The sequence below is a fragment of the Limimaricola hongkongensis DSM 17492 genome (assembly GCF_000600975.2).
GTDB lineage: Bacteria > Pseudomonadota > Alphaproteobacteria > Rhodobacterales > Rhodobacteraceae > Limimaricola > Limimaricola hongkongensis.
This window is the reverse complement of the sequence record NZ_KK088653.1, coordinates 823,353-848,726: the sequence shown is the minus strand read 5'-3', so window position 1 is coordinate 848,726 and position 25,374 is coordinate 823,353. Positions and strand designations below refer to the sequence as shown.

Sequence of the window (25,374 nt, the reverse complement as noted above, 5' to 3'; positions counted from 1 at the left end):
TGCCCTAGCAATCCCGCTCCGCGCCCGCAAGCTCACATGGTCTGGTTGCCGACGCCGCCATCCAGAAGCACGTTCTGCCCGACCATGAAGCCCGCGTGTTGCGAGCACATGAAAGCACAGGTCGCGCCGAATTCGGCCGCGGTGCCGTAGCGCCCCGCCGGGATGCTTGCCTCGCGCCGGGCGCGCGCTTCCTCGACCGGGATTCCGTCCTTCTTGGACGCGCCATCATCGAGCGAGGCGGCGCGGTCGGTGTCGTGGATGCCCGGCAGCAGGTTGTTGATCGTCACCCCCGAGGGCGCGACCTGCCGCGAGGTGCCCGCGACATACCCCGTCAGTCCCGCGCGTGCCGCATTCGACAGGCCGAGCTGCGGGATCGGCGATTTCACCGATTGCGAGGTGATGTTGACCACCCGCCCCCATCCCCGCTCCATCATGCCCGGCACGAGCGCCTTCATCAGCGCGATCGGGCTCAGCATGTTGGCGTCGAGCGCGCGGATGAAATCCTCGCGGTCCCAGTCGGTCCACATGCCCGGCGGCGGGCCACCGGCGTTGGTGACGAGGATATCGACGCCCTGCGCCGCCTCGATCAGTTCGGCCTGCCCCTCGGGCGTGGTCACGTCGCAGGCCACCGCCGTCACCGTGACGCCGAAGCGGTCGCGAATCTCCTGCGCCGCCTGTTCGAGCGCCTCGCTTCCGCGCGCGTTCATCACCAGATCGACGCCCGCCTCGGCCAATGCCTCGGCGCAGCCGCGCCCCAACCCCTTGGACGACGCGCAGACCAGCGCCCGTTTGCCCCTGATGCCCAGATCCATCAGCTACCTCCTTGTTTGCGTTCATGGACTAGCATCGGTCCGGGCCCCGGGCAATCATGCCGCCGGACCGCAAGACCCATGGGCAGAACGACGATGAAAGACGAACAGCTTCGGCAACTGCGCGTCTTCGATGCCGGGGATGTCCGCGTGGTGCAGGGCGTGGCGCATGGCGATCCGCTGAGCTTTGCCGACGAGCTGGTGCCCGGCGACGCCTATCGTCTCGGCCCCGACGCCCCGAGCCGCTGTCTGGACCTGAGCGCGGAACCCGATGGGAGGTTGCGGATCACCGGGGGCGCTGCGGACGGGCATGCGGGCCGGGTGCTGCATGTCGACAGCTGCCTGACGCTGATGGCACAGGATGGCACGGCCGAGGAGGCGGTCGTGCTGGTCGAGGTCGAGGACGCCGCGGCCATCGCGGTCTACCTGTTGCCGCTGGGTCGTCTCGCACAGGGCGACGACTACCGGCTTGTCGGCATCGACCGCCATGCCGGGACCGCACGGCTCGCGCAGTTGGCCTGCGCCTCCTTTCCGCGCGGCACGCATGTCGCGCGCGCCGGCGGCGCACAGGTGCTGGTCGAGGATCTCGCCCCCGGCGATCGCATCCTCACCCGCGACAACGGCGCGCAGCCGCTGCGCTGGATCGGCCGAACCACGCTGCGCGCCACGGGGCGCTTTGCGCCGGTGCTGATCCGAAAGGGCGCGCTGCACAACGCGCGCGATTTGTGGCTCAGCCCCGACCACCGCGTTTTCATCTGGCAGCGCGAGGACCGGCTTGGCGCCGGGCGGGCCGAGCTGATGGTCAAGGTGCGCCACCTCGTCAATGGCGACAGCGTGGTGCGGCGCGAGGGCGGGTTCGTGGACTATTTTCAGCTGGTCTTCGACGATCACCAGATCGTCTATGCCGAGGGCATCGCCGCCGAATCGCAGATGATCGACCATCGCAGCGCGGACGCCCTCCCCGCCGGCATGGCGCCCCACGCAACGCCGCGCCATCTCGACTACGAGGTGTCGCAGACGCTCGTTTCGGGCCCTGAAAGCGTGGCCTTGCTGCGGCGTGCCTCGGCGCTCTAGGCCGCCGGGGCGATTGCCCTGTCCTTGCGCATTCTCTATAGCGCGCGCATGGACAACCGCCCCGCCCTCCCGCCCGAAATCGCCCGCCGCCGGACCTTTGCGATCATCTCGCACCCGGACGCGGGCAAGACGACGCTGACCGAAAAGTTCCTGCTGTTCGGCGGCGCGATCCAGATGGCCGGACAGGTCCGCGCCAAGGTCGAGGCGCGGCGCACGCGTTCGGACTTCATGCAGATGGAGAAGGACCGCGGCATCTCGGTCTCGGCCTCGGCGATGTCCTTCGACTTCAAGAATTTCCGCTTCAATCTCGTCGACACGCCCGGCCACTCGGATTTCTCCGAGGACACCTACCGCACCCTGACGGCGGTGGACGCCGCGGTGATGGTGATCGACGGCGCCAAGGGCGTCGAGAGCCAGACCCGCAAGCTGTTCGAGGTCTGCCGCCTGCGCGACCTGCCGATCCTGACCTTCTGCAACAAGATGGACCGCGAGAGCCGCGATACCTTCGAGATCATCGACGAAATTCAGGAAAACCTCGCCATCGACGTGACGCCCGCCTCCTGGCCGATCGGCGTCGGGCGCGAATTCCTGGGCTGCTACGACCTCTTGCGCGACCGGCTCGAGCTGATCGACCGGGCCGACCGCAACCGCGTCGCCGAGAGCATCGCCATCGACGGGCTCGACGACCCCAAGATCGCCGAGCATGTGCCGCCGCACCTGCTTGAAAAGCTGCGCGAGGAGGTCGAGATGGCGCGCGAGCTTCTGCCCGCGCTCGACCCGCAGGCCGTGCTCGAAGGGCACATGACCCCGATCTGGTTCGGCTCGGCCATCAACAGCTTTGGCGTGCGCGAGCTGATGGAGGGCATCGGCACCTATGGCCCCGAGCCGCAGGTGCAAAAGGCGCAGCCGCGCGAGATCGCGCCCGAAGAAGGCAAGGTCGCGGGCTTCGTGTTCAAGGTGCAGGCCAACATGGACCCCAAGCACCGCGACCGCGTCGCCTTCGTGCGCATGGCCTCGGGGCATTTCGAGCGCGGCATGAAGCTCACCCATGTGCGCACCAAGAAAACCATGGCGATCTCGAACCCGGTGCTGTTCCTCGCCTCTGACCGCGAATTGGCGGACGAAGCATGGGCCGGCGACATCATCGGCATCCCGAACCACGGCCAGCTTCGGATTGGCGACACGCTGACCGAGGGCGAGCTGCTGCGCGTCGCGGGCATCCCCTCCTTCGCGCCCGAATTGCTCCAGACCTGCCGCGCGGGCGACCCGATGAAGGCCAAGCATCTCGACAAGGCGCTCTCGCAGTTCGCCGAGGAAGGCGCGGCGAAGGTGTTCAAGCCGACCTTCGGCTCGGGCTTCATCGTCGGCGTCGTCGGCGCGCTGCAGTTCGAGGTGCTCGCGAGCCGGATCGAAATGGAATACGGGCTTCCGGTGCGCTTCGAGCCGTCGCAGTTCACCTCGGCGCGCTGGATGGCGGGCGACAAGGCCGCGGTCGACGCCTTTGCCGCCAAGAACAAGCAACACGTGGCCACCGACAATGACGGCGACCTCGTCTACCTCACGCGGATGCAGTGGGACATCGACCGGGTCGAACGCGACCACCCCGAAATCCGCCTGACCGCGACCAAGGAAATGATGGTCTGATCCCGCCCGGCAGGGTCGAGACGTGAAGAAGGCGGCCCTTTATGGGGCCGCCTTTTTCCATCATGCAGACGAGACAGACGCTCAGCCGACCAGCTTGGCGTCCATCGTCACTTCGGCGTTCAGAAGCTTCGACACCGGGCAGCCGGTCTTGGTGGCTTCGGCCGCCTTGCGGAACTGTTCCTCCGAGGCGCCCGCCACCTTCGCGGTCACGTCGAGATGCACCTTGGTGATGGCAAAGCCGTCGTCCTGCTCTTCGAGCGACACGGTGGATTTCACCTGGATGTCATCGGCGGTCAGCTCGTCTTCGCCGAGGTTGAGGCTGAGCGCCATGGCGTAGCAGCTGGCATGCGCCGCGCCGATCAGCTCCTCGGGGTTGGTGCCGGGCTTGCCCTCGAAGCGGGTGTTGAAGCCATAGGGCTGGTCCGACAGCACGCCGGTCTCGGTCGAAACGTGCCCCTGCCCGGTTTTCAGCCCGCCGCTCCATTTCGCGGTTCCGTGCTTGTTGATCATGCCGCATCCCTCCTTTTTCGGGTTCCGGTCAAAACGCCCCGACCGCCCGCCGCGTTCCGGGCATTTCTTGACCTCGGACGCGTTTCGGCCTATGGGGCGGACCAAGTCGAACGACCCGGCAATCCGGCCGGGCGGGCCGCGCCTGCTCCTGCGGCCAATCGGTGCCGCAGTCTCGAAAGGCTCACATGACCCAGTTCAACGATCTCAACCTCGATCCCAAGGTGCTCAAGGCCATCGCCGAGGCCGGCTATGAGACGCCGACCCCGATCCAGGCGGGCGCCATTCCGCCCGCGCTCGAAGGCCGCGACGTGCTGGGCATCGCCCAGACCGGCACCGGCAAGACAGCGTCCTTCACGCTGCCGATGATCACGCTTCTGGGCCGGGGCCGCGCCCGCGCACGGATGCCGCGCAGCCTCGTGCTCTGCCCGACCCGCGAGCTTGCGGCGCAGGTGGCCGAGAACTTCGACACCTATGCCAAGCACACCAAGCTCACCAAGGCGCTGCTGATCGGCGGGGTCTCCTTCAAGGAGCAGGACGCGCTGATCGACAAGGGCGTCGACGTGCTGATCGCCACGCCGGGCCGCCTGCTCGACCATTTCGAGCGCGGCAAGCTCCTGCTCACCGGCGTGCAGATCATGGTCGTCGACGAAGCCGACCGGATGCTCGACATGGGCTTCATCCCCGACATCGAGCGGATCTTCGGCCTGACGCCCTTCACCCGGCAGACGCTGTTCTTCTCGGCCACCATGGCGCCCGAGATCGAGCGGATCACCAACACCTTCCTGTCGAACCCCGAGAAGATCGAGGTGGCCCGCGCCGCCACGACGGGCGAGAACATCAAGCAGGGCGTGGTCATGTTCCGCGCCAGCCGCAAGGACCGCGAGGCGGGCGAAAAGCGCGACCTGCTGCGCCGCCTGATCGACGCCGAGGGCGACACCTGCACCAACGCGATCATCTTCTGCAATCGCAAGATGGACGTGGACGTGGTCGCCAAGAGCCTCAAGAAGCACGGCTATGACGCCGAGCCGATCCATGGCGATCTCGACCAGAGCCAGCGCACACGCACGCTCGACGGCTTTCGCGCCGGCGACGTGAAGATCCTCGTGGCCTCCGACGTGGCGGCGCGCGGTCTCGACGTGCCGGCGGTCAGCCACGTGTTCAACTTCGACGTGCCCAGCCATGCCGAGGATTACGTGCACCGGATCGGCCGCACCGGGCGTGCGGGCCGCAAGGGCACCGCGATCATGATCTGCAACCCGCGCGACGAGAAGAACCTCGAGGACGTCGAGCGTCTGGTGCAGAATCCGATCCCGCGTCTCGACGACCCCAAGGGCGCCAACGCAGCCCCCGCCGAGGCCCCCGCTGCCGAGGCCGCGAACGAGGAGGAGCGTCCGCGCCGGACCCGGACGCGCAGCCGCTCGCGCACGCGAGACGAGGCCAAGCCCGCCGTGAAGGCCGAAGCGCAGGAGACCACCGCGCCCAAGGCCGAAGCCGCGCCCAAGGCCGAGGCCAAGCCGGCTCCGGCAACCGAAACCAAGCCCGAGCCGAAGGCAGAGCCGAAACCCGACCCGACAACCCGCGGCGGCTTCGGAGACGCGGCACCCGGAGTCGCGTGGCGGAAACGATCGGGGCCGTGGTGGCCGCGACCGGCGCAAAAGCGACACCCGCGAAGAGGACATCGTCGGCATGGGTGAAGATACCCCCGCCTTCATCCTCAAAAGCTTCGAAGAGCGGCGCGCCGGTTAAGGCGCGCCACCGCCGGCGATGCGGTTTGCACTGACGCTCTCGGTCGCGCTGTGGCTTCCGGCCCTGCCCGTACAGGCCGGGGAACAGCACTGCACCGCCACTGTCAACGGGCGCGAGACCGTCGTGACTTATGACGACGCGATCGATTTTCAGACCGAGCTGGGCACGCGCGAAACGCTTTCACGCTGGCCCCGCGCGGTCTGGAACAAGGCATGGGGTTCCCCGCCCGCCTGCGACAGCCGGGTATTGTTCACCTATCTTTCGGTCGAGCTTCCGCCCGAGGACACCGAAGGGTATTGCCTGCAGTCCGATCCCGACGACGAGGGCTGGCTTCTGGTGCCCGGCGAACGCGGCGACACCGCGCAATGCAGCGTCACGACCTGCGACCGGGTGAACGCCGCCACCGACAGCGCCATCGACACCGGCGCCGCCCTTGCCGGTCTTCTGCTCACCCCGCCGCCGACCCCCGCCGAAGCCGTGGCCGCGCCCGAGCGCCTGCTGCACAGCTCCGGCGCGCTGGTGCTTAAGGGCACGGCCGAATGGCTCGCCACGAGCATCGGCACGGCGGCGCCGGGCGTCACGGCGGCGCTCACTGGACCGGTGGCCATCGGCGCGGCCGCGGCCTCCGTCGTGGTGGTGGGCAGTGCCGTCTATGTCTGCAGCGGCTGACGGGCGCGAGAGGCGTTCAGGGCGGAATTTGCGTATTTTTGGAATGGTGAACGGGCATGTCGTGCGCATCGCCCGGCCTTTGGGCTGTTTGGCGACGCCCCTGTCCCGAAACGACGAAAGGGAAGCGCGCGGCTTCCCTTTCACCATTCCGAAAATACGCCGCGGGGGTGCGGGGGCGCGAAGCCCCCGCCCCAGTCGGCACGCGCGATCAGCTCAGACGGCTGACCACGACATTGACCTCGGGCTTCTTGCCGGTCTCGGCCTGCGTGGTCGAACGGGCGATGCGCTTGAGTTCGCGGTCGAGCTTGTCCTCGTCGCGCAGCATCTTGCGACCCGCCTTGTTCACGAACTGCGCGAGATCGCCTTCAAGCGTCTCGACCAGCGCGGCGTTGGAGCGCCCCTTTTCGGGCAGGCCCATGATCTCGCACCACGGATCGCCCAGCGGCTCGTCGTTCTCGTCGACGATCATCGTCACCGTGACATGGCCGTTGAGCGCCATGCGGATCCGGTCGCGGACCACGCCGTCGAGCGCGCCGATCATCACCGAGCCATCGAGATAGGAGCGGCCCGTATCGATGTATTCGGCCACCTTGGGCGCGTTGCCCGACAGGTCGAGCATCATGCCGTTGACCGCGACGATCCCGGACAGGCCCCGCTCCAGCCCCAGCTTCACATGCTCGCGCAGGTGGCGGTGTTCGCCATGCATCGGGATCAGGAATTGCGGGCGCACGATGTCGTGCAGGAGTTGCAGATCGGGCCGGTTGGCGTGGCCCGAGACATGGAACAGCCCATGCGTGTCCTCGATCACGTCCACGCCCTTTTCCGAGAGCTGGTTCATGATCTTGATCACGCCGCGCTCGTTGCCCGGAATGGTGCGCGAGGAGAACAGGAAGCTGTCGCCCTCCTGCAGCTTCAGCCCCAGATAGGAGCCCTGCGCCAGCTGGGCGCTTGCGGCGCGGCGCTCGCCCTGGCTGCCGGTGACGAGCAGCAGCAGCTTCTCGCGCGGGATCGAGGCGGCCTCTTCCGGGCCGACCGTCTTGGGAAAGCCGGTGAGCAGACCGGTGTCGGTCGCGGTTTCGACCATGCGGCGCATGGCCCGGCCCAGAAGACAGACGGTGCGCCCGGCCCGGTCGGCGGCGATGGCGATGGTCTTGAGCCGCGCCACGTTCGAGGCAAAGGTCGTGGCCACCACCATGCCCGGCTGCGCCGCGATCAGCTTTTCGATCTCGGGCGCCAGCGTCGCCTCCGAGCGGCCCGGCTGCGGCGAGAACACGTTGGTCGAATCGCAGACCAGCGCCTTGACGCCGTCCTTGGACACCTCGGCCCAGAGATCGGGGTTGAACGGCTCGCCCACGACGGGGGTATGGTCGACCTTGAAGTCGCCCGAATGCAGCACCCGGCCCTCGGGGCTGTCGATCACGAGGCCCGAGCTTTCGGGGATCGAGTGGCTGATCGGCACGAAGCCGACCTTGAAGGGGCCGGCCTCGACCACGGCGGGCCAGGGCTCGACCACGTTGAGGATGCTGTCGGGCGCGCCGTGCTCGTCGAGCTTGTGGCGCGCGATCGCGGCGGTGAACTTGCGGGCATGGATGGTGGCGCCGAGGCGCTTCCAGAAATGGCCGACCGCGCCGACATGGTCCTCGTGGGCGTGGGTCACGAAGATCGCCTCGATGCGATCCTTGCGGGCCTCGAGCCACGAGATGTCGGGCAGGATCAGGTCGACGCCGGGCGTCGTGTCCATGTCGGGGAAGGTCACGCCGAGATCGACGACGATCAGCCGTTCCTGACCCGGTTTGCCGTAGCCGTAGACATAGGCGTTCATGCCGATCTCGCCGGCGCCGCCGAGAGGAAGGTAGATCAGTCTTTCGCCGCTCATGCGGTCTCCTTGTTGTATCTGTGGATGACGGTCAGCCCGTGCATCGTGAGGTCTTCTTCGATGTCGTCAAAGAGCATGTCGCCCTGCGCGAACAGGGGCGCAAGCCCCCCGGTTCCGATGATCCGCATCGGCCGGTCGCGCTCCGTCCGAATGCGGTCGCATATGCCGCGAACGAGGCCCACATAGCCCCAGAAGATGCCCGATTGCATGCAGGCAACGGTGTTGGTGCCGATCACTTTCTCGGGTTTGCTCACATCGACATGCGGCAGGGCCGCCGCCGCCTGATGCAGCGCTTCGAGGCTCAGATTCACGCCCGGCGAGATGACGCCGCCGACATAGGCGCCGTCATGCCCTACCACGTCGAAGGTCGTCGCGGTGCCGAAATCGACCACCACCAGGTCACCGCCATGGCGGTCCCATGCGCCCACCGTGTTGACGAGCCGATCGGGTCCGACCTGCGTGCCCGCATCGACGCGCGGCGCCACCGGCAGGCGGCAGTCGGGCTTGCCGACCACGAGCGGTCGGCAGTTGAAGTAGCGATCCGCGAGAACGCGCAGGTTGAACACCACGCGCGGCACGGTCGATGACACGATCATCGCGTCGATCCGGGCCTCGATGCCCTGCATCTTCATCAGGGTCGAAAGCCAGACGTAATACTGGTCCGCCGTGCGCTGCCACTCGGTCGAGGTGCGCCAGGTCGCGACGAAGCATTCCCCGTCCCAGATCGAGAACACGGTGTTGGTGTTGCCGCAATCGATGGCGAGAAGCATCCAAGCCCCCTCAGAAAAACACGTCGGCGGCGCTGATCGCGCGCAGGCCCTTGGGGGTCTTGAGCATCAGGTTGCCCGCCTCGTCGACCGTCTCGAACACGCCGGTGACCTCTTCCGATCCGGTGCGCGCGGTGATCACCTCGCCCAGCCGGGCGGCGTGGCGCAACCAGTCCTCGCGGATGCGGCCAAAGCCGAAGGCGTCGAGCTTGCCTTCTTCGGTGGCAAAGGCGTCGGCGAGATGGGTCAGGAATTCCTCGGGATCGACCAGAGGCCCGCCATTGTCGGCGACAGCTATGGGCGGGAACGCGGCATCGCGCACGCCGTCGGGCCGCACCGCGAGGTTCACGCCGATGCCGATGGCGAGCCAGTCGACAAAGGGGCCCTGCCCGGCGCTCTCCAGCAGGATGCCCGCGACCTTGCCGCCATCGAGCAGCACGTCGTTGGGCCATTTGAGCGACAGCCGGGTGCGGTCGACATGGATCGCCAGCGCCTCGAACAGCGCGACGGAAGCGAGAAAGCTGCGCCGCGCGGCTTCGGCGGGCGTGGCTTCGGGGCGGTAAACCAGCGTCGCGGCAAGGTTGCCCTGTTCGCTGGTCCAATCGCGCCCGCGGCGGCCACGGCCCGAGGTCTGCTCATGCGCCATGATCCATGTGGGCCCGGCAAGACCGGAGGCCGCGCGTCGCGCGGCCTCCGCCATGGTGCTGTCGACGGTGTCGAGCACGACCCGCTCCCACCCCTCGGGCCAGAGCCCGCGGGAGGTCGGATCAGTTGACAAGGGTCGCCGCCGCGGCCGCGGCCAGCGGCTCGATGCCGAACAGGTTGATCACACCCACCACCATCACCGCGGCCGACGCCATCAGCACGCCCCACAACAGCGGCGAGGTGCCGGTGTCGAGCGCCTCGCGCTCCTCGCGCTCCTCGCCGAAATACATGTAGTAGACGATGCGCAGGTAGTAGAACGCGCCGATCACGCTCGCGATCACACCCAGCACGGCGAGCCATGTCAGGCCACCCTCATAGGCGGCGCGCAGAACGTAGAGCTTGCCGAAGAAGCCAACCATCGGCGGCACGCCCGCGAGCGAAAACAGCAGCACCAGCATCGCCAGCGCCCGCATCGGCGCATAGCGCGAATACATGTGCAGCGCGTTGATGTCGGTCACAGGGCGGCCATCGCGCTCCATCGACAGGATGAAGGCGAAGGTGCCGATGTTCATGGTGACGTAGATCGCCATGTAGATCAGCATCGCCTGCACGCCGAAGGCGGTGCCCGAGGCGAGGCCCATCAGCGCGAAACCCATATGGGCGATCGAGGAATAGGCCATCAGCCGCTTGATGTTGGTCTGGCCGATGGCGGCGATGCCGCCCCAGAACACCGAGACCACCGACAAGAAGGCCACGATCTGCTGCCAGTCGCCGACCACGCCGCCAAAGCCGTCGAAGACGACGCGGGCGAAGAGCGCGATGGCCGCGACCTTGGGCGCGGTCGCCATGAAGGCGGTCACGGGCGTCGGCGCGCCTTCATAGACGTCGGGCGTCCACATGTGGAACGGCGCGGCCGACACCTTGAAGGCGAAGCCGACCATCAGGAAGACGAGACCGAAGATCAGACCCAGCGGCGCGCCGAGCGAGGTGGCGAGGAAGATGCCTTCGAACTGGGTCGTGCCGGCAAAGCCGTAGACCAGCGAGGCGCCGTAGAGCATCAGGCCCGACGACAGCGCGCCGAGCACGAAGTACTTGAGACCGGCCTCGGTCGACTTTTCGCTGTCGCGGCGCAGAGAGGCGACGACATACATGGCCAGCGACTGCAGCTCGATGCCCATGTAGAGCACCATCAGGTCGCCCGCCGAGACCATCACCATCATGCCGACCACCGCGAGCGCGACAAGCACCGGGTATTCGAAGCGCAGAAGGTTGCGCCGCGCGAGGTATTCCTGGCTCATCACCAGCACGACAGCCGCCGAAAGCAGGATCGTGATCTTGGAGAAGCGGGCGAAGCCGTCATCGATGAAGCTGCCCGCGAAGGCCGGGTCGGTGCCTTCGCGCGTGGCGATGAGAAAGGCGACCAGAGCGAACATCGCCGCCGTCGCCCAGATCAGGATGCCGGCGGACTTGTCCTTGGTGGTGTAGACGCCCGCCATGAGCGCTGCCATCGCGTAGACCGAGAGGATCACCTCGGGCAGGACGGTCTGGAGATCGAGTGAGAACATGTGTCCTGGTCCTTAGTGCTGTGCCGGGGCCGCCGAGGCGACGGCGCTCTCGGAGCCATGCGCCGCGACCGCGACCTCGACCTGGTCCACGAGCGCCGCGACGCTCGGGCCGGTGATGTCGGTGACGAGGCTCGGATAGACGCCGAGCAGGATCGTCATGACCACCAGCGGCGCGAAGATCCACTTTTCGCGGGCGGTCATGTCGGTGATCGACTTCAGGCTTTCCTTGATCAGGTCGCCCATCACCACCCGGCGATAGAGCCAGAGCGCGTAGCCCGCCGAGAAGATGACACCTGTGGTGGCGACGAAGGCGACCCAGGTGTTGGCCTGGAACATGCCCATCAGCGTCAGGAATTCGCCGACGAAGCCGGAGGTGCCCGGCAGGCCGACATTGGCCATGGTGAACAGAAGGAACACCGCCGCATAGGCCGGCATCCGGTTCACGAGGCCGCCGTAAGCCTCGATGTCGCGGGTGTGCATCCGGTCATAGATCACGCCGACGCCAAGAAAGAGCGCGCCCGAGATGAAGCCGTGGCTGATCATCTGGAACACCGCCCCGTCGAGACCCTGCTGGTTCAGCGCGAAGATGCCGGCGGTGACGAAGCCCATGTGGGCGACCGAGGAGTAGGCGATCAGCTTCTTGATATCCTTTTGCACCAGCGCCACGAGCGAGGTGTAGACGATCGCGATGGCCGACAGCCACAGCACCAGCGGTGCCCAGATGTCGGAGGCGACCGGGAACATCGGCAGCGAAAAGCGCAGGAAACCGTAGCCGCCCATCTTCAGCAGGATCGCGGCCAGCACGACCGAACCGGCGGTCGGCGCCTGCACGTGCGCGTCGGGCAGCCATGTGTGCACCGGCCACATCGGCATCTTCACCGCGAAGGAGGCGAAGAAGGCGAACCACAGCAGCGTCTGCACGCCGCCGACGATCTGCACCCCGAGGATCGGGAAGGTCTCGGACGCGAAGTTGTAGCTCATCAGCGTCGGGATGTCGGTCGTGCCCGCCTGCGCGAACATCGCCACCATCGCCACCAGCATCAGCACCGAGCCGAGGAAGGTATAGAGGAAGAACTTGAACGAGGCATAGATCCGGTTCTTGCCGCCCCAGATGCCGATGATCAGGAACATCGGGATCAGGCCGGCCTCGAAGAACAGGTAGAACAGCACGAGATCCAATGCCACGAACACGCCGATCATCAGCGTCTCGAGCACGAGGAAGGCGATCATGTATTCCTTGACCCGGTGCGTCACGTCCCAGCAGGCGGCGATGACGAGCGGCATCAGGAAGGTGGTCAGCATCACGAACAGAAGCGAGATGCCGTCGACGCCGAGCTTGTAACGCATGCCCAGGAGCCATTGGCGGTCCTCGACGAACTGGAAGCCGGGCGCCTCGGGGTCGAAGCCCGCGAGGATGAAGATCGACACCACGAAGGTGAACACGGTCGTCGCCAGCGCCACCCATTTGGCGTTGCGCTGCGCCGCCGCGTCATCGCCGCGCAAAAACAGCGCGAGGATGCCCGCGCCCAGAAGCGGGATGAAGGTGGTCAGAGAGAGAAGGTTGCCCATCTGTTATTCGGCCCCCCCGGCCAAGGTCATCCAGGTCAGGATCAGGGCGAGGCCCAGAACCATCGCGAAGGCGTAGGTAAAGACGTATCCGTTCTGCGCGCGGCCCGCGAGGCGGGTGAAGAAGGGCACGATGCCCATCGCCACGCCGTTGATGCCGCCATCGATGACGTTGCCGTCGCCGCGGGTCCACAGGAACCGGCCGATGGCCTGCGCGGGGCGCACGAACACGTGGTCGTAAAGCTCGTCGAAGTACCACTTGTTGAGCAGGAAGTTGTAAAGCGGGCGCTGGTTGCGCGCGAGCCGCGCGGGCAGGTCCGGCTGGCGGATATACATGATGTAAGCCAGCCCGAGGCCGAGCAGCATCGCCACGAAGGGGCTCACCTTGACCCATGTGGGCGAATGGTGCGCCTCGTCGAGCACGTGGTTCTCGGGCGCCATGTAGATCGCCCCCTGCCCCGGCGCCGCGATGCTGGCGGTGGTGCCATGATCGGCATCCGCCGCATGCGCGACATCCTCGGTCACCGCGTCGGCGGCGTGATCGACATCGCCCTCGGCCAGCTCCTCGGTGGCCGCCACGACGCCCTCGCCGTGCCCGTCACCGCCCTCGACGCTTTCATGCGCCGACGGGATGCCGAAATACTGCGTCACGCGGGCATGGTCGCCGAAGAACGGCGCGTACCAGATCATGCCGGCGAGAACCGCACCGAGAGACAGCACGCCGAGCGGCACGAGCATGACGCTCGGGCTTTCATGCGCATGGTCGTGCGTGTGCTGGTTGCCGCGCGGCTTGCCGTGGAAGGTGAGGAAGATCAGGCGCCACGAGTAGAAGCTCGTCATCGCCGCCGCGACCACCAGAAGCCAGAAGGCATAGGCGCCGCCGCCCGCGAAGGCGCTCTCGATGATGGCGTCCTTCGACAGGAAGCCCGCGAAACCGATATGGGTGAGCGGAATGCCGACGCCGGTGATCGCCAGCGTGCCGATCATCATCGCCCAGTAGGTATAGGGGATCTTCTTGCGAAGACCGCCATAGTTGCGCATGTCCTGCTCGTGGTGCATCGCGTGGATCACCGAGCCGGCCCCGAGGAACAAAAGCGCCTTGAAGAAGGCGTGGGTGAACAGGTGGAACATCGCCGCCGAATAGACGCCCGAGCCCGCCGCCACGAACATGTAGCCCAGCTGCGAACAGGTCGAATAGGCGATCACGCGCTTGATGTCGTTCTGCACCAGACCCACGGTCGCGGCGAAGAAGGCGGTGGTGGCGCCGACGAAGACGATGATCGACTTGGCGTCGGGCGCGAATTCGAGAAGCGGCGACATGCGGCAGACGAGGAACACGCCCGCCGTCACCATGGTCGCGGCATGGATCAGTGCCGACACCGGGGTCGGGCCTTCCATCGCGTCGGGCAACCAAGTGTGCAGCAACAGCTGCGCCGATTTGCCCATCGCGCCGACGAACAGCAACAGACCGATGATCTCCAGCGCCTGGAAATCCACGCCGAGGAAGTTCAGCTCCATCCGCGACATCTCGGGCGCGGCGGCGAAGATGTCCGACAGCTGGATCGAATCCGCGAGGAAGAACAGGCCGAAGATGCCCAGCAGGAAGCCGAAATCGCCGACCCGGTTGACCACGAAGGCCTTCATCGCCGCGGCGTTGGCGGACGGTTTGCGGAAATAGAAACCGATCAGCAGGTAGGAGGCGACGCCCACGCCTTCCCAGCCGAAGAACATCTGCACGAGGTTGTCGGCCGTCACCAGCGACAGCATCGCGAAGGTGAAGAAGGACAGATAGGCGAAGAAACGCGGCCGGTAGCTTTCGCCGGGGCGGAAGTTCTCGTCATGCGCCATGTAGCCGAAGCTGTAGAGATGCACGAGGAAGGAGACCGAGTTGATCACGACCAGCATGATCGCGGTCAGCCGGTCGAGCCGGATCGCCCAGTCGGTGGCGAGGCTGCCGCTTTCGATCCAGCGCAAGATCTGGATCTGCTCCATCTGGCCGTCATGGCCGAGGAACACGATCCACGAGAGAAGGCAGGACAGCCCGACCAACGAGGTGGCGACCCATTGCGCGCCTGCCTCGGTGATCAGCCGCCAGCCGAAGCCCGCGATGAGCGCGCCGACCAGCGGCGCGAAGAGGATGATCGTTTCCATGGTCTCCTCAGCCTTTCATCACGTTGACGTCTTCGACTTCGATCGAGCCGCGGATCCGGAAGAAGCAGACGAGGATGGCGAGACCGATCGCGGCCTCCGCGGCCGCGACGGTCAGCACGAAGAGCGTGAAGACCTGCCCCACCAGATCGCCCAGATAGGCCGAGAAGGCGACGAAGTTGATGTTCACCGCCAGCAGCATCAGCTCGATCGACATCAGGATGATGATGACGTTCTTGCGGTTCAGGAACAGCCCGAAGATGCCGATGACGAACAGCGCCGCCGCGACGGTGAGATAATGCTCCAGCCCGATCGGGCTTTCGGCAAGTACGACTTCCATCTTTGTCCCTCCGGGCGTTGCCTACCCGTTGAAGTATCCATTGGCCACCGGCCCCGCCGGGGCGATGCCGATCGCGACCGCGGCGCGCGCGCCGCGGTTCGTCCTCAAAGCCCCTGGCCGGGCTTCACGTCCTTCATTTCCAGCGCCTTGGCCGGATCGCGGTACATCTGCGCCAGAATGTCCTGACGCTTCACGTCCTTGCGGTGCCGCATGGTCAGCACGATCGCGCCGATCATCGCCACGAGCAGCACGAGGCCCGCGAGCTGGAACAGCAGGATGTACTGATCGTAGATCAGCAGGCCGAGACCTTGGGTGTTCTCCACGTCGATCACGAAAGGTGCCGCGAGACGCTCGTCATACCCTTCGGAGTAATCCCAGACGCCGAATGCCAGCGCCAGCTGCATCAGCAGCACGACGCCGATCAGCAGCGCCAGCGGCATGTATTTCGCCATCTCCGCCTTCAGCTCGGCGAAATCGACGTCGAGCATCATCACCACGAAGAGGAACAGCACCGCGACGGCGCCGACATAGACGATCACCAGAAGCAGCGCCACGAATTCGGCGCCGACGAGAATGAACAGCCCCGCCGAGCTGAGAAAGGCGAGGATCAGCCACAGCACCGAATGCACCGGGTTGCGGGCGATCACGGTGAACAGCCCGCCGACGATCGTCGACAGCGCGAAGAGGTAGAAGATGATGGCGACGGCGGTCATCGTGCGGTGTCCTTTCCGGTGTCCTCGTCCATGACCTCGGTGGCGATCTCCATCGCGCGGGTCATCGCGGGCACGCCGCCGAACATCCCCGCCTGGGCGATGGTCTCGGCGATCTCCTGTTTGGTGGCGCCCGCCTCGCGCGCGTGGCGCACGGTGAGACGGACCTGGCTTTCGGCCTGCGCGCCGAGGATGGTCAGACCGGTCAGCGTCAGCAGCAGCCGGGTCTTGGCGTCGAGCCCCTCGGGGTTGAGGGTGCGTCCCATGAACGCCTCCATCATCTCCTTGGGCATCGTCGGCCAGAGCTGCTCGAAGCCCTTCGGCGTGAAGCTCTCGAGCGCGGGATTCATCTGACGGGCCCAGTCCTGGCCCATCTTCATCATCTGCGCGAAGGGGTTCTGATCGGTCACGGCGTGATCCTCAGCGGTACGGCGCGTCAAGCTCGAGATTGCGCGCGATTTCGGCTTCCCAGCGGTCGCCATTCGCGAGCAGCTTGTCCTTGTCGTAGTAGAGCTCCTCGCGGGTCTCGGTCGAATACTCGAAGTTCGGCCCCTCGACGATCGCATCCACCGGGCAGGCCTCCTGGCAGAAGCCGCAATAGATGCATTTCGTCATGTCGATGTCGTAGCGCGTGGTCCGGCGCGAGCCGTCCTCGCGCGGTTCGGCATCGATGGTGATCGCCTGCGCGGGGCAGACCGCCTCGCACAGCTTGCAGGCAATGCAGCGCTCTTCGCCCGAAGGATACCGCCGCAGCGCGTGTTCGCCGCGGAAGCGGACCGAAAGCGGGCCCTTTTCGTGCGGGTAGTTCACGGTCGCCTTGGAGCCGAAGAAGTATTTCAGCCCGAGCTTCATGCCCTTGGCGAAATCCTGCAGCAGGAAATACTTGGCGGCGCGGGTGTAGTCGATTTGCGTCATGCTCAGACTCCCAGGGTCCAGCGGGCCCAGAACCCGCCCAGGACCTCGAATTTCGCGAGGAAGGCCACGATCACGACCCAGGCGAGCGACAGCGGCAGGAAGACCTTCCAGCCAAGGCGCATCAGCTGGTCGTAGCGGTAGCGCGGGGTGATCGCCTTCACCATCGCGAAGATGAAGAAAACGAAGATCATCTTGAGCGCCATCCACAGCACGCCGTCGGGCAGGCCGGGGATCGGCGACAGCCAGCCACCGAAGAACATCAGCGACACCAGAGCGCACATCAGCACGATGGCGACGTATTCGCCGATCATGAACAGCAGGAACGGGGTCGAGGAATATTCCACCTGATAACCGGCAACGAGCTCGGATTCGGCTTCGGGCAGGTCAAAGGGCGGGCGGTTGGTTTCGGCCATGGCCGAGATCAGGAACAGGAACAGCATCGGGAAATGCGGGATCCAGTACCAGTTGAGCAGGCCCCAGTCGCCATCCTGCGCCGCCACGATGTCACCGAAGTTGAGGCTGCCGGTCGAAATAATGATGCCGACGATGATCAGGCCGATCGACACCTCGTAGGAGATCATCTGCGCGGCCGAGCGCAAGCTGCCCAGGAACGGATATTTCGAGTTCGAGGCCCAGCCGCCCATGATCACGCCGTAGACCTCGAGCGAGGAGACGGCGAAGACGTAGAGCAGCGCCACGTTCAGCTCCGCGAGCACCCAGCCATCGGCAAAGGGGATCACCGCCCAGGCGATCACCGCCATGACAAAGGAGATCATCGGCGCGAGGAAGAACACCGGGCGATCGGCGCCGGCGGGCACGACCACTTCCTTGAGAATGTATTTCAGAAAGTCCGCAAAGCTCTGCAGCAGGCCGAAGGGGCCGACCACGTTGGGGCCGCGGCGCATCTGGACCGCGGCCCAGACCTTGCGGTCCACCAGCAGCAGAAAGGCGAGCGCGACCAGCAGCGGTACGATCAAAAGCAGAGACTGACCGAGGATCAGCAGCACGGCTCCGATGCTGGTTTCGGTGAAGAATTCGACCATGGTGCTTCCCTCAGACCGTCGGGATGCCGTTCAGTCCGCAGTTCTGGACGGTGACTTCGGCATCGATCGTGCGTAGCCCCTCAGGCAGGGCCGGCGAGATGGTGTAAACAGCATCGGCGCGCCAGTTTCCAGCCGATTCATCGAGCTGGGTCCGTACGTGCCGGGCAAATCCGTAGCCCCGGATCAGGGCGTATTGGGCGGCGGCGCACTCGGCATAGGCGATCACATCCCCCGCCTCGGCGCCGCCGCTCATCGCGACATGGAAGTTGACGAGATCCCCGTCGAGCAGCCGCGTCTCCACGCCGTCATGCGAAAGAGCGGACGGCGCCGTGCCCCGCGAAGCCTCGGCTTGCGGGCCGCAGCCGGCGGCCAGGGCCGCCAGCGGCAGGAGAAGCGCGCCGCGCATTCTCACTCGGCTGCGATTTTCTGCTGCCGCCGGGCGCGGGCATTGCCCGCAAGCTCGCCCATCAGCTCGCTGGCGCGGGCGACGGGGTTGGTCAGGTAATGCTCGGCGACGATGCTTTCGAAATCACCGAGGCTCTCATCCATCGACCCGAGCGCCAGAGGTTGCCATTCGTTTTCGGCGACCTCGTCGATGCGCTGCAGATGCGGATGCGCCTCGACCAGCTTCTGGCGCAGCTGCGCGAGGCTGTTCCACGGCTGCACCGCGTCCAGCTCGGCCGACAGCGCCCGCAGGATGGCCCAGTTCTCCTTGGCCTGCCCCGGCGCGAAACCGGCGCGCAGCGCCAGCTGCGGACGGCCTTCGGTGTTGACGAAGAGCCCCTGCTCCTCGACCCAGGCCGCCGCCGGCAGGATCAGGTCCGCGCGATGCGCGCCCCGGTCGCCATGGCTGCCCTGGTAGATGACGAAGGCCGCATCGGGCAGCGCGATCTCGTCGGCGCCCATGTTGTAGACCACCTCGGCGCCTTCGAGCGCGGCTTCGACGCCCCCCTCGGACACCGCGCCGACATCCATCGCGCCGACACGAGAGGCCGCCGAATGCAGCACCATGAGCTTGCTCTTGGTGCGGGTCGCCAGTTCCATGGCGTGGGCGAGAACCGCCTCGCCATCGGCGCCGGTCAGAGCGCCCTGCCCCACCACGACGACCGACGGCTCCTCCAGCACGGCGCCGAACTCGTGACCGAGCAGATCGGAGAGCGCCTTGCGGCCCGTGCCCGCGTGATGCGCGTCATAGGTCAGCTCGGCTGCCGTGCCGACATGGCCGACATTGGCGCCGGCGAGCCATGCCTTGCGGATGCGGGCGTTGAGCACCGGCGCCTCGATGGCGGGGTTGGTGCCGACCAGCATGATGTGCTTGGCGGCGTCGAGATCCTCGATCTTCGCCGTGCCGACATAGGCCGAACGATTGCCCGCGGGCAGCTTCGCACCATCGGTGCGGCACTCGACGGTCCCGCCCTGCCCCTCGATCAGGGTCTTGAGCGCGAAAGCGGCTTCGGTCGGGGCGAGATCGCCGACGAGACCGACGACCTTCTTGCCCTTCATCGCGGCCGCGGCGGCGGCCAGGGCTTCGGGCCACTCGGCGCGGCGCAGCTTGCCGTTCTCGCGGATATAGGGCGTGTCGAGCCGCTGGCGCGACAGCCCGTCCCAGACGAAGCGCGCCTTGTCCGACAGCCACTCTTCGTTGATGCCGTCATGGTTGCGCGGCAGGATGCGCATCACCTTGCGGCCCTTGGTGTCGACCCGGATCGACGAGCCGAGCGCATCCATCACGTCGATGGTCTCGGTCTTGGTCAGCTCCCAGGGCCGGGCATTGAAGGCGTAGGGCTTGGAGACAAGCGCGCCCACGGGGCACAGGTCGATGATGTTGCCCTGCAGGTTCGAATCCAGCGTCTGGCCGAGATAGGAGGTGATCTCCGCATCCTCGCCGCGCCCGGTCTGGCCCATCTGGCTGATCCCGGCCACCTCGGTGGTAAAGCGCACGCAGCGGGTGCAGGAGATGCAGCGCGTCATGTGCGTCTCGACCAGCGGGCCGAGATCGAGATCCTCGGTCGCCCGCTTGGGCTCGCGGAAGCGCGAGAAATCGACGCCGTAGGCCATCGCCTGGTCCTGCAGGTCGCATTCGCCACCCTGATCGCAGATCGGGCAATCGAGGGGATGGTTGATGAGCAGGAACTCCATCACCCCTTCGCGGGCCTTCTTGACCATCGGCGAATTGGTCCGCACCTGCGGCGGCGCGCCTTCGGGTCCGGGCCGCAGATCCTTGACCTGCATGGCGCAGGAGGCCGCGGGTTTCGGCGGACCGCCCACCACCTCGACGAGGCACATGCGGCAATTGCCGGCGATGCTCAGTCGCTCGTGATAGCAGAAACGGGGGATTTCGATCCCCACGGTCTCGCAGGCCTGGATGAGCGTCATCGCCCCCGGCACCTCGATGACCTTTCCGTCGATGCTGACTTTGCGCAAATCGGACATGGCAGGCCGCCCCTTTCCTCGCGTCGGACGCATGCCCCCGGATCGGGGGCTGCGATCGAGGGGGGTTCTAGCGCGGCTCGCCCGGTGATGCCAGACGCATCCATGCGCCGGATCGGGGAAAATTCGGCCCCCGCCGCGCAAAAGGGCTGCGGCACGCGCGCGCAGCCCCTTGGTTCAGCTCACTTGAGCAGCGTGCCGATGCGGCTGCCCGCCGCCATCTCGGCCCGACCCACGGCGCAATAGGTCTCCCAGTCGCCCTCGACGCCACCTTTCTGGCGCAGCAAGGCGCGGGCCTCGGCTTCGAGCTTCTTCTTTTCGGCCTTGTCGTCGATGAAGGCGGAGACCTGCGCCCGGCTGTAGCCCAGCTCCAGCGCATGGCTTCTGAGCGAATTGAGATAGGTGATGCCGGTGAACCAGCGCGAGTCGAGGCTCTCGCATTTGCGGCCGATCTCGTAGGCGATCGCGGTCGAGATCAGCCCGTCGCGGATCTTGGCGTTGTCGCGCAGCGCGGGCAGCGCGGCGGTCGCGCCCGCCGCGATCGTGAAGCCGAGGATCAGCGCGGCGCTGCGCGCGATATGGGGGATGGTCATGCGTGATGTCTCCTGTCGGGCCGCTGCCGGGGGCCTGCTCGTTCCCCCGTGCGGCGCTTCTCGACGAGACCTTGGCCCGGAAAGGGCGATATTCAATATCACGCTATGGAGGGGCGGTAGCGACCGGCGGATGGCCGCGCTCGGACGAAAGGCCGGGCGTCAGCTGTCGCCGTCATCCTCGACCATATCGGCCTCGTCGCGCTTGAGTTCGGCTTGGGTTTCGCCCTTGGCGTGGGCGAGACGCTTTTCGACCCACGGCACCGCGACATGGGAAATGAGCGGCACGGTGAAGGCGGTGGAGATCAGGATTTCCAGCCACAGGGGCACCTCGATGCCGAGCCATTGAAAACCGTAGCTGAACAGCAGAACCGAAGGGTAGACCGCGAGCCAGACGCCGAAATTCTTCAGCGCCTGGTCCCGCCATGTCATGGCGCGGCGATGATCGCCGCGCAAATTCACTGCGCGGCGACTGCCGCCGCCACGCCGCGCCCCTTGATGCGATCCTCGATCTCGTCGCGGAAGTTGCGGATCAGGCCCTGGATCGGCCATGCGGCGGCGTCACCCAGCGCGCAGATCGTGTGGCCCTCGACCTGCTTGGTCACGTCGAGCAGCATCTCGATCTCCTCGACCGCCGCATCGCCGCGCACCATCCGCTCCAGCACCCGCATCATCCAGCCGGTGCCCTCGCGGCACGGCGTGCACTGGCCGCAGCTTTCGTGCTTGTAGAATTTAGACAGCCGCCAGATCGCCTTCACCATGTCGGTGGACTGATCCATCACGATGACGGCCGCCGTGCCGAGGCCCGACCGCTGTTCGCGCAGCCAGTCGAAATCCATGATCGCGTCTTCCATGGTCTCGGCGCGCAGCACCGGCACCGAGGAACCGCCCGGAATGACGCCCTTGAGGTTCTTCCAGCCGCCGCGGATGCCGCCGCAATGCTTGTCGATCAACTCCTTGAAGGAGATCGACATCTCCTCCTCGACGACGCAGGGCTTGTTGACGTGGCCCGAGATCGCGAACAGCTTCGTGCCGGTGTTGTTGGGGCGGCCAAAGCCCGCGAACCATTCCGGCCCGCGGCGCAGGATGGTCGGCGCGACGGCGATGGATTCGACGTTGTTTACCGTGGTCGGGCAGCCATAGAGGCCCGCGCCCGCCGGGAAGGGCGGCTTCATGCGCGGCATGCCCTTCTTGCCTTCGAGCGACTCGAGCAGCGCGGTTTCCTCGCCGCAGATATAGGCACCCGCGCCGTGATGCAGGTAGAGGTCGAAATCCCAGCCCGATCCGGCGGCGTTGCGGCCCAGAAGCCCGGCATCGTAGCATTCGTCGATCGCCTGCTGCAGCGCCTCGCGCTCGCGGATGTATTCGCCGCGCAGGTAGATGTAGCTGACATGCGCGTTCATCGCGAACGACGCGATCAGGCAACCTTCGATCAGCGTGTGCGGATCGTGGCGCATGATCTCCCGGTCCTTGCAGGTGCCCGGCTCGGATTCGTCGGCGTTGACGACGAGATAGGCGGGCCGCCCGTCGCTTTCCTTGGGCATGAAGGACCATTTCAGGCCGGTCGGGAAGCCGGCGCCGCCGCGACCGCGCAGGCCGGAGGCCTTCATCTGCTCAACGATCCAGTCGCGGCCCTTCTTGATGATGTCGCCGGTGCCGTCCCAATGACCACGGGACTGCGCGCCCTTCAGCGAGCGGTCATGCATCCCGTAGATGTTGGTGAAAATGCGGTCCTGATCCTTGAGCATCGGCTCACCTTTCGTCGTCCCGGCGCGCACGCCAGGTTTGATATGTCATCCACAATCCCATGACGAACCCGGCAAGGGCCATCAGGTCGAACAATCCGCGCCAGCGCTGCGGCAGGCCGAGCGCGTTGCCCGCGAAGACCGCGATCACCCAGAAGGCACCGGTCCCCGCGAGAACCAGCGCGGCCCGGCGGCCCGCCGCGCCGCTCATGCGTCGTCCTTCGTCATCTCGCGGGCCTGGCCGATCCAGTCGTCGCGCTGGATCCGGCCCCTGAACCCCTCGAGATGATCGTCGATCCATGCCGCCTCGCCCTCGCTCCACGCCGCGATCTGGCGCAGGTGCCACACGCCGAGCCGGTTGAGCTGCTCCTCGAGCTTGGGGCCCACGCCCCGCAGCCGCTTGAGATCGTCGGCCTGTCCGCGCGGGGCGTCCAGAAGCTCGGGCTCCTGCCGCATTTCGGCGGCGACGCCATCAGGCATCTCCGGCGCGGGCGGTGTCGCGGCCTCGGCGTCCTGCGCCTGGACCCGCGACACCTCGTCGCCCAGATCATCGGCGCCGGCGTCGTCCAGAACCGACACGTCGTTCACGCGCGACGCCCCGGTCTCTTCCACCCTGCTGGCGGGACGGACGCTTTCGGCCTGGCGTCCGCCGGTATCGGCGGCAGTGCCGGTCGCGTCGGTCGGCAAAGGCGCGACGGTGTCGTGCCGTTCAAGATCTTGCGGCCTCGCCGGGACATCGTCTTTCGCGGGCGCCGTCTCTGCGTCCTGCGTCTCTTCGCCGGGGCAGACCAGCGCCAGCACCAGAGCCGCCGCCGCGGCGGCCAGAAGCGCCGCGATCAGCAGCGAGGAAAACCAGCCTCGCGCACCAAGCGCGAGCAGGATCCACAGCAGCACGCCGCCCAGAGCGGCGGCGCCGATGGTGATGGTCCGGCAGCTTCCAATACCGTTCATGCCGCATCCTCCGAATGGCCGGGACGGATCGTCCCGCCCTTCGTCTTAGGACGCAACGCCGCCGAATCAAACGGATGCGCGGGCCGAACCGGCCCGCGTCGCCCCCGCCCGTATCCGGCAGCGCGCCCCGGCATCACTTGTCTTTCGAGGTCTTCGGCGTGTCGCCATCCTTGGCGGCATCGCCGGGCGTCTGGGTCCGGGGCGCGTTGTAGACACCGCCCGGCGCCGCCGGATCGGCGGTGCCGGTCTTGTCCCCCGTCGCGTCATCCGCATCGGTCGCGGGCGCGGCCTCGCCGGAGGGTGCGACCGGCTTGCCGCCTTCGGGGGCCTCATCGCCATCGACCGCGTCACGCGGCTCTTCGGCGGGGAAATCGGCCGAGACGGGCTTGGCCGCGCTCGACGCGGGGGCTTCCTGTTCGGTCACGCCGGAGGCGTCGGCGCTGCGGCCCTTGGCGGGCTCGGGCTCGACCGGGTCGGGCTGGCCCTCGGCCTCGTGATCGTCCTGACGCTGCCACGGCGTGGTCAGCGGCACCTCGGTGCCGTCGATCCGCTTGATCGTGTCTTGGAGCTCCACCGCCAGCGCCACGGCGGCGTTGTGCGGGTTGCGATCCTCGGCGCCCTCGGCCAGCGAGGTCAGGTTGTCGATCGGCTCGGAGGCATAGCGGCCATTCTGCGGGCCCGGCACCGGCACGTTGCTGGCGGCCATCTCGTCGATGATCTCCGACAGGCGCTCGGTCGTCAGATCCTCGTAGTAATCCTTGCCGATCTGCGCCATCGGCGCGTTGGCGCAGGCGCCGAGACACTCGACCTCCTCCCACGAGAACTTGCCATCCGCCGACAGCTCGTGCGGTTTCTTGGCGATCTTCTCCTGGCAGACCTTCATCAGGTCCTCGGAGCCGCACAGCATGCAAGACAGCGTGCCGCAGACCTGGATATGCGCCACCGAGCCCACGGGCTGCAGCTGGAACATGAAATAGAAGGTCGCGACCTCGAGCGCCCGGATATAGGCAAGATCGAGCATCCGCGCGACTTCCTCGATGGCGGGACGCGACAGCCAGCCTTCCTGCTCCTGCGCGCGCCACAGAAGCGGAATGATCGCGCTGGCCTGCCGTCCCTCGGGATACTTCGTGATCTGCGCCTCGGCCCAGGCCTGGTTGGCCGGGGTGAAGGCGAAGCTCTCGGGCTGTTCGGGGTGAAGTCTGCGCAGCATTCGCTCGTTCCGGTGTTCTGGGCGCCTCCCGTCGGGCGGCGCGGATCATGTCAGGAGGGCAAACGCCCTCAGATGCAGTTGGAGGTCAGCACCCGGATGGTGCCATCATCGGTGACCTCGGCGCGGCCCTGCGCGGTCAGCTGGGGTCCAAGCTCCAGGAGCTGTTGCTGGGTCAGGTTCGCCTTGAGCAGCACCTGCGCCACGTTGTCGGAGGTGATGGCGCAGCCCTGCGCCTCGATCGCGGCGACGAGCCGGTCGTCGGGGGTCATCGGCGCGGGCGTCTCGGTGCGGGCCGAGGCTTGACCGACGCTGCCGACGCGCCCTTGCGCGCCGTAATTCCCGATCTGCGCCCCTGCCGTGCAGGCCCCGAGCGCCGCGAGCCCCATGAGCGCCATCGTCATCCGCATCGCCGTCATCTCGA

Annotated in this window: 25 protein-coding genes and 1 pseudogene; 4 read left to right on the top strand and 22 right to left on the bottom strand. The window is 66.7% G+C overall.

Annotated features, from left to right (window positions below):
* Positions 1-32: 32 nt before the first annotated feature.
* Positions 33-812, bottom strand: a complete 780-nt coding sequence (locus LOKHON_RS14495) for an SDR family oxidoreductase (RefSeq protein ID WP_017927403.1) — start codon at positions 810-812, stop codon at positions 33-35.
* A gap of 78 nt (positions 813-890) precedes the next feature.
* On the opposite strand from LOKHON_RS14495, the gene LOKHON_RS14490 reads away from it, so the two are divergent.
* Positions 891-1,883: a Hint domain-containing protein gene (locus LOKHON_RS14490; protein ID WP_245631469.1), complete on the top strand. Its 993-nt coding sequence runs from the start codon at positions 891-893 to the stop codon at positions 1,881-1,883.
* A gap of 48 nt (positions 1,884-1,931) precedes the next feature.
* Entirely contained in the window at positions 1,932-3,527 is a 1,596-nt protein-coding gene (locus LOKHON_RS14485) for a peptide chain release factor 3 (RefSeq protein ID WP_017927401.1), read from the top strand.
* An 81-nt stretch (positions 3,528-3,608) separates the two neighbouring features.
* Here the strand turns inward: LOKHON_RS14485 and LOKHON_RS14480 are convergent, their stop codons facing one another.
* A complete protein-coding gene (locus tag LOKHON_RS14480; protein ID WP_017927400.1) occupies positions 3,609-4,037 on the bottom strand; it encodes an OsmC family protein in 429 nt (142 codons plus the stop codon).
* A 185-nt stretch (positions 4,038-4,222) separates the two neighbouring features.
* Between LOKHON_RS14480 and LOKHON_RS14475 the strand changes: the two are divergent.
* Positions 4,223-5,783, top strand: a pseudogene (locus tag LOKHON_RS14475) (DEAD/DEAH box helicase).
* Positions 5,784-5,801: 18 nt separating this feature from the next.
* Positions 5,802-6,452 carry a hypothetical protein gene (locus LOKHON_RS14470; RefSeq protein WP_017927398.1) on the top strand — a complete coding sequence of 217 codons (651 nt, stop codon included), beginning with the start codon at positions 5,802-5,804 and terminating at the stop codon, positions 6,450-6,452.
* 208 nt (positions 6,453-6,660) lie between these two features.
* On the opposite strand, the gene LOKHON_RS14465 is transcribed toward LOKHON_RS14470, so the two are convergent.
* The 20 genes from LOKHON_RS14465 to LOKHON_RS14370 form a co-directional block, all read right to left on the bottom strand.
* Positions 6,661-8,328 (bottom strand): ribonuclease J, encoded by a 1,668-nt coding sequence (locus LOKHON_RS14465; protein ID WP_017927397.1) that lies wholly within the window; start codon positions 8,326-8,328, stop codon positions 6,661-6,663.
* On the bottom strand, positions 8,325-9,098 hold the full coding sequence (locus LOKHON_RS14460) for a type III pantothenate kinase (RefSeq protein ID WP_017927396.1): 774 nt from the start codon (positions 9,096-9,098) through the stop codon (positions 8,325-8,327). Before LOKHON_RS14460 ends, LOKHON_RS14465 begins: the two co-directional genes overlap by 4 nt.
* Before the next feature lie 10 nt (positions 9,099-9,108).
* Positions 9,109-9,873, bottom strand: coding sequence for a biotin--[acetyl-CoA-carboxylase] ligase (locus tag LOKHON_RS14455; RefSeq protein ID WP_026147337.1), 765 nt, complete (start codon positions 9,871-9,873; stop codon positions 9,109-9,111).
* Positions 9,863-11,305 carry an NADH-quinone oxidoreductase subunit NuoN gene (nuoN, locus tag LOKHON_RS14450; RefSeq protein WP_017927394.1) on the bottom strand — a complete coding sequence of 481 codons (1,443 nt, stop codon included), beginning with the start codon at positions 11,303-11,305 and terminating at the stop codon, positions 9,863-9,865. The genes LOKHON_RS14455 and nuoN overlap by 11 nt, the downstream gene beginning before the upstream one ends.
* A 12-nt stretch (positions 11,306-11,317) precedes the next feature.
* The gene (locus tag LOKHON_RS14445; RefSeq protein WP_017927393.1) at positions 11,318-12,874 is read right to left on the bottom strand and encodes an NADH-quinone oxidoreductase subunit M; all 1,557 of its coding nucleotides are present in this window, start codon (positions 12,872-12,874) and stop codon (positions 11,318-11,320) included.
* A gap of 3 nt (positions 12,875-12,877) precedes the next feature.
* The gene (nuoL, locus tag LOKHON_RS14440; protein WP_017927392.1) at positions 12,878-15,022 is read right to left on the bottom strand and encodes an NADH-quinone oxidoreductase subunit L; all 2,145 of its coding nucleotides are present in this window, start codon (positions 15,020-15,022) and stop codon (positions 12,878-12,880) included.
* Positions 15,023-15,029: 7 nt separating this feature from the next.
* The gene (gene nuoK / locus LOKHON_RS14435) at positions 15,030-15,359 is read right to left on the bottom strand and encodes an NADH-quinone oxidoreductase subunit NuoK (RefSeq protein ID WP_017927391.1); all 330 of its coding nucleotides are present in this window, start codon (positions 15,357-15,359) and stop codon (positions 15,030-15,032) included.
* A 104-nt stretch (positions 15,360-15,463) separates the two neighbouring features.
* Positions 15,464-16,072, bottom strand: a complete 609-nt coding sequence (locus tag LOKHON_RS14430; RefSeq protein WP_017927390.1) for an NADH-quinone oxidoreductase subunit J — start codon at positions 16,070-16,072, stop codon at positions 15,464-15,466.
* Positions 16,069-16,479, bottom strand: coding sequence for a carboxymuconolactone decarboxylase family protein (locus tag LOKHON_RS14425; protein ID WP_017927389.1), 411 nt, complete (start codon positions 16,477-16,479; stop codon positions 16,069-16,071). The genes LOKHON_RS14430 and LOKHON_RS14425 overlap by 4 nt, the downstream gene beginning before the upstream one ends.
* Before the next feature lie 10 nt (positions 16,480-16,489).
* Complete coding sequence (nuoI, locus tag LOKHON_RS14420; RefSeq protein ID WP_017927388.1) at positions 16,490-16,984, bottom strand: NADH-quinone oxidoreductase subunit NuoI; 495 nt, start codon at positions 16,982-16,984, stop codon at positions 16,490-16,492.
* Between the two features lie 2 nt (positions 16,985-16,986).
* Complete coding sequence (gene nuoH, locus LOKHON_RS14415) at positions 16,987-18,027, bottom strand: NADH-quinone oxidoreductase subunit NuoH (protein ID WP_017927387.1); 1,041 nt, start codon at positions 18,025-18,027, stop codon at positions 16,987-16,989.
* A 10-nt stretch (positions 18,028-18,037) separates the two neighbouring features.
* Complete coding sequence (locus LOKHON_RS14410) at positions 18,038-18,433, bottom strand: hypothetical protein (protein ID WP_017927386.1); 396 nt, start codon at positions 18,431-18,433, stop codon at positions 18,038-18,040.
* Between the two features lie 2 nt (positions 18,434-18,435).
* On the bottom strand, positions 18,436-20,460 hold the full coding sequence (nuoG, locus tag LOKHON_RS14405) for an NADH-quinone oxidoreductase subunit NuoG (protein ID WP_017927385.1): 2,025 nt from the start codon (positions 20,458-20,460) through the stop codon (positions 18,436-18,438).
* A 179-nt stretch (positions 20,461-20,639) separates the two neighbouring features.
* On the bottom strand, positions 20,640-21,050 hold the full coding sequence (locus LOKHON_RS14400; RefSeq protein WP_017927384.1) for a DUF5333 domain-containing protein: 411 nt from the start codon (positions 21,048-21,050) through the stop codon (positions 20,640-20,642).
* Between the two features lie 159 nt (positions 21,051-21,209).
* A complete protein-coding gene (locus LOKHON_RS14395) occupies positions 21,210-21,479 on the bottom strand; it encodes a putative antibiotic biosynthesis monooxygenase (RefSeq protein ID WP_162561814.1) in 270 nt (89 codons plus the stop codon).
* A 26-nt stretch (positions 21,480-21,505) separates the two neighbouring features.
* On the bottom strand, positions 21,506-22,795 hold the full coding sequence (gene nuoF / locus LOKHON_RS14390) for an NADH-quinone oxidoreductase subunit NuoF (RefSeq protein WP_017927382.1): 1,290 nt from the start codon (positions 22,793-22,795) through the stop codon (positions 21,506-21,508).
* 4 nt (positions 22,796-22,799) lie between these two features.
* Positions 22,800-23,003, bottom strand: a complete 204-nt coding sequence (locus LOKHON_RS14385; RefSeq protein ID WP_017927381.1) for a DUF5337 domain-containing protein — start codon at positions 23,001-23,003, stop codon at positions 22,800-22,802.
* A complete protein-coding gene (locus LOKHON_RS14380) occupies positions 23,000-23,743 on the bottom strand; it encodes a hypothetical protein (protein ID WP_017927380.1) in 744 nt (247 codons plus the stop codon). Before LOKHON_RS14380 ends, LOKHON_RS14385 begins: the two co-directional genes overlap by 4 nt.
* Before the next feature lie 133 nt (positions 23,744-23,876).
* Positions 23,877-24,953: an NADH-quinone oxidoreductase subunit NuoE gene (nuoE, locus tag LOKHON_RS14375; RefSeq protein WP_017927379.1), complete on the bottom strand. Its 1,077-nt coding sequence runs from the start codon at positions 24,951-24,953 to the stop codon at positions 23,877-23,879.
* A gap of 68 nt (positions 24,954-25,021) precedes the next feature.
* Positions 25,022-25,360: a hypothetical protein gene (locus LOKHON_RS14370; RefSeq protein WP_162561813.1), complete on the bottom strand. Its 339-nt coding sequence runs from the start codon at positions 25,358-25,360 to the stop codon at positions 25,022-25,024.
* Positions 25,361-25,374: the final 14 nt, after the last annotated feature.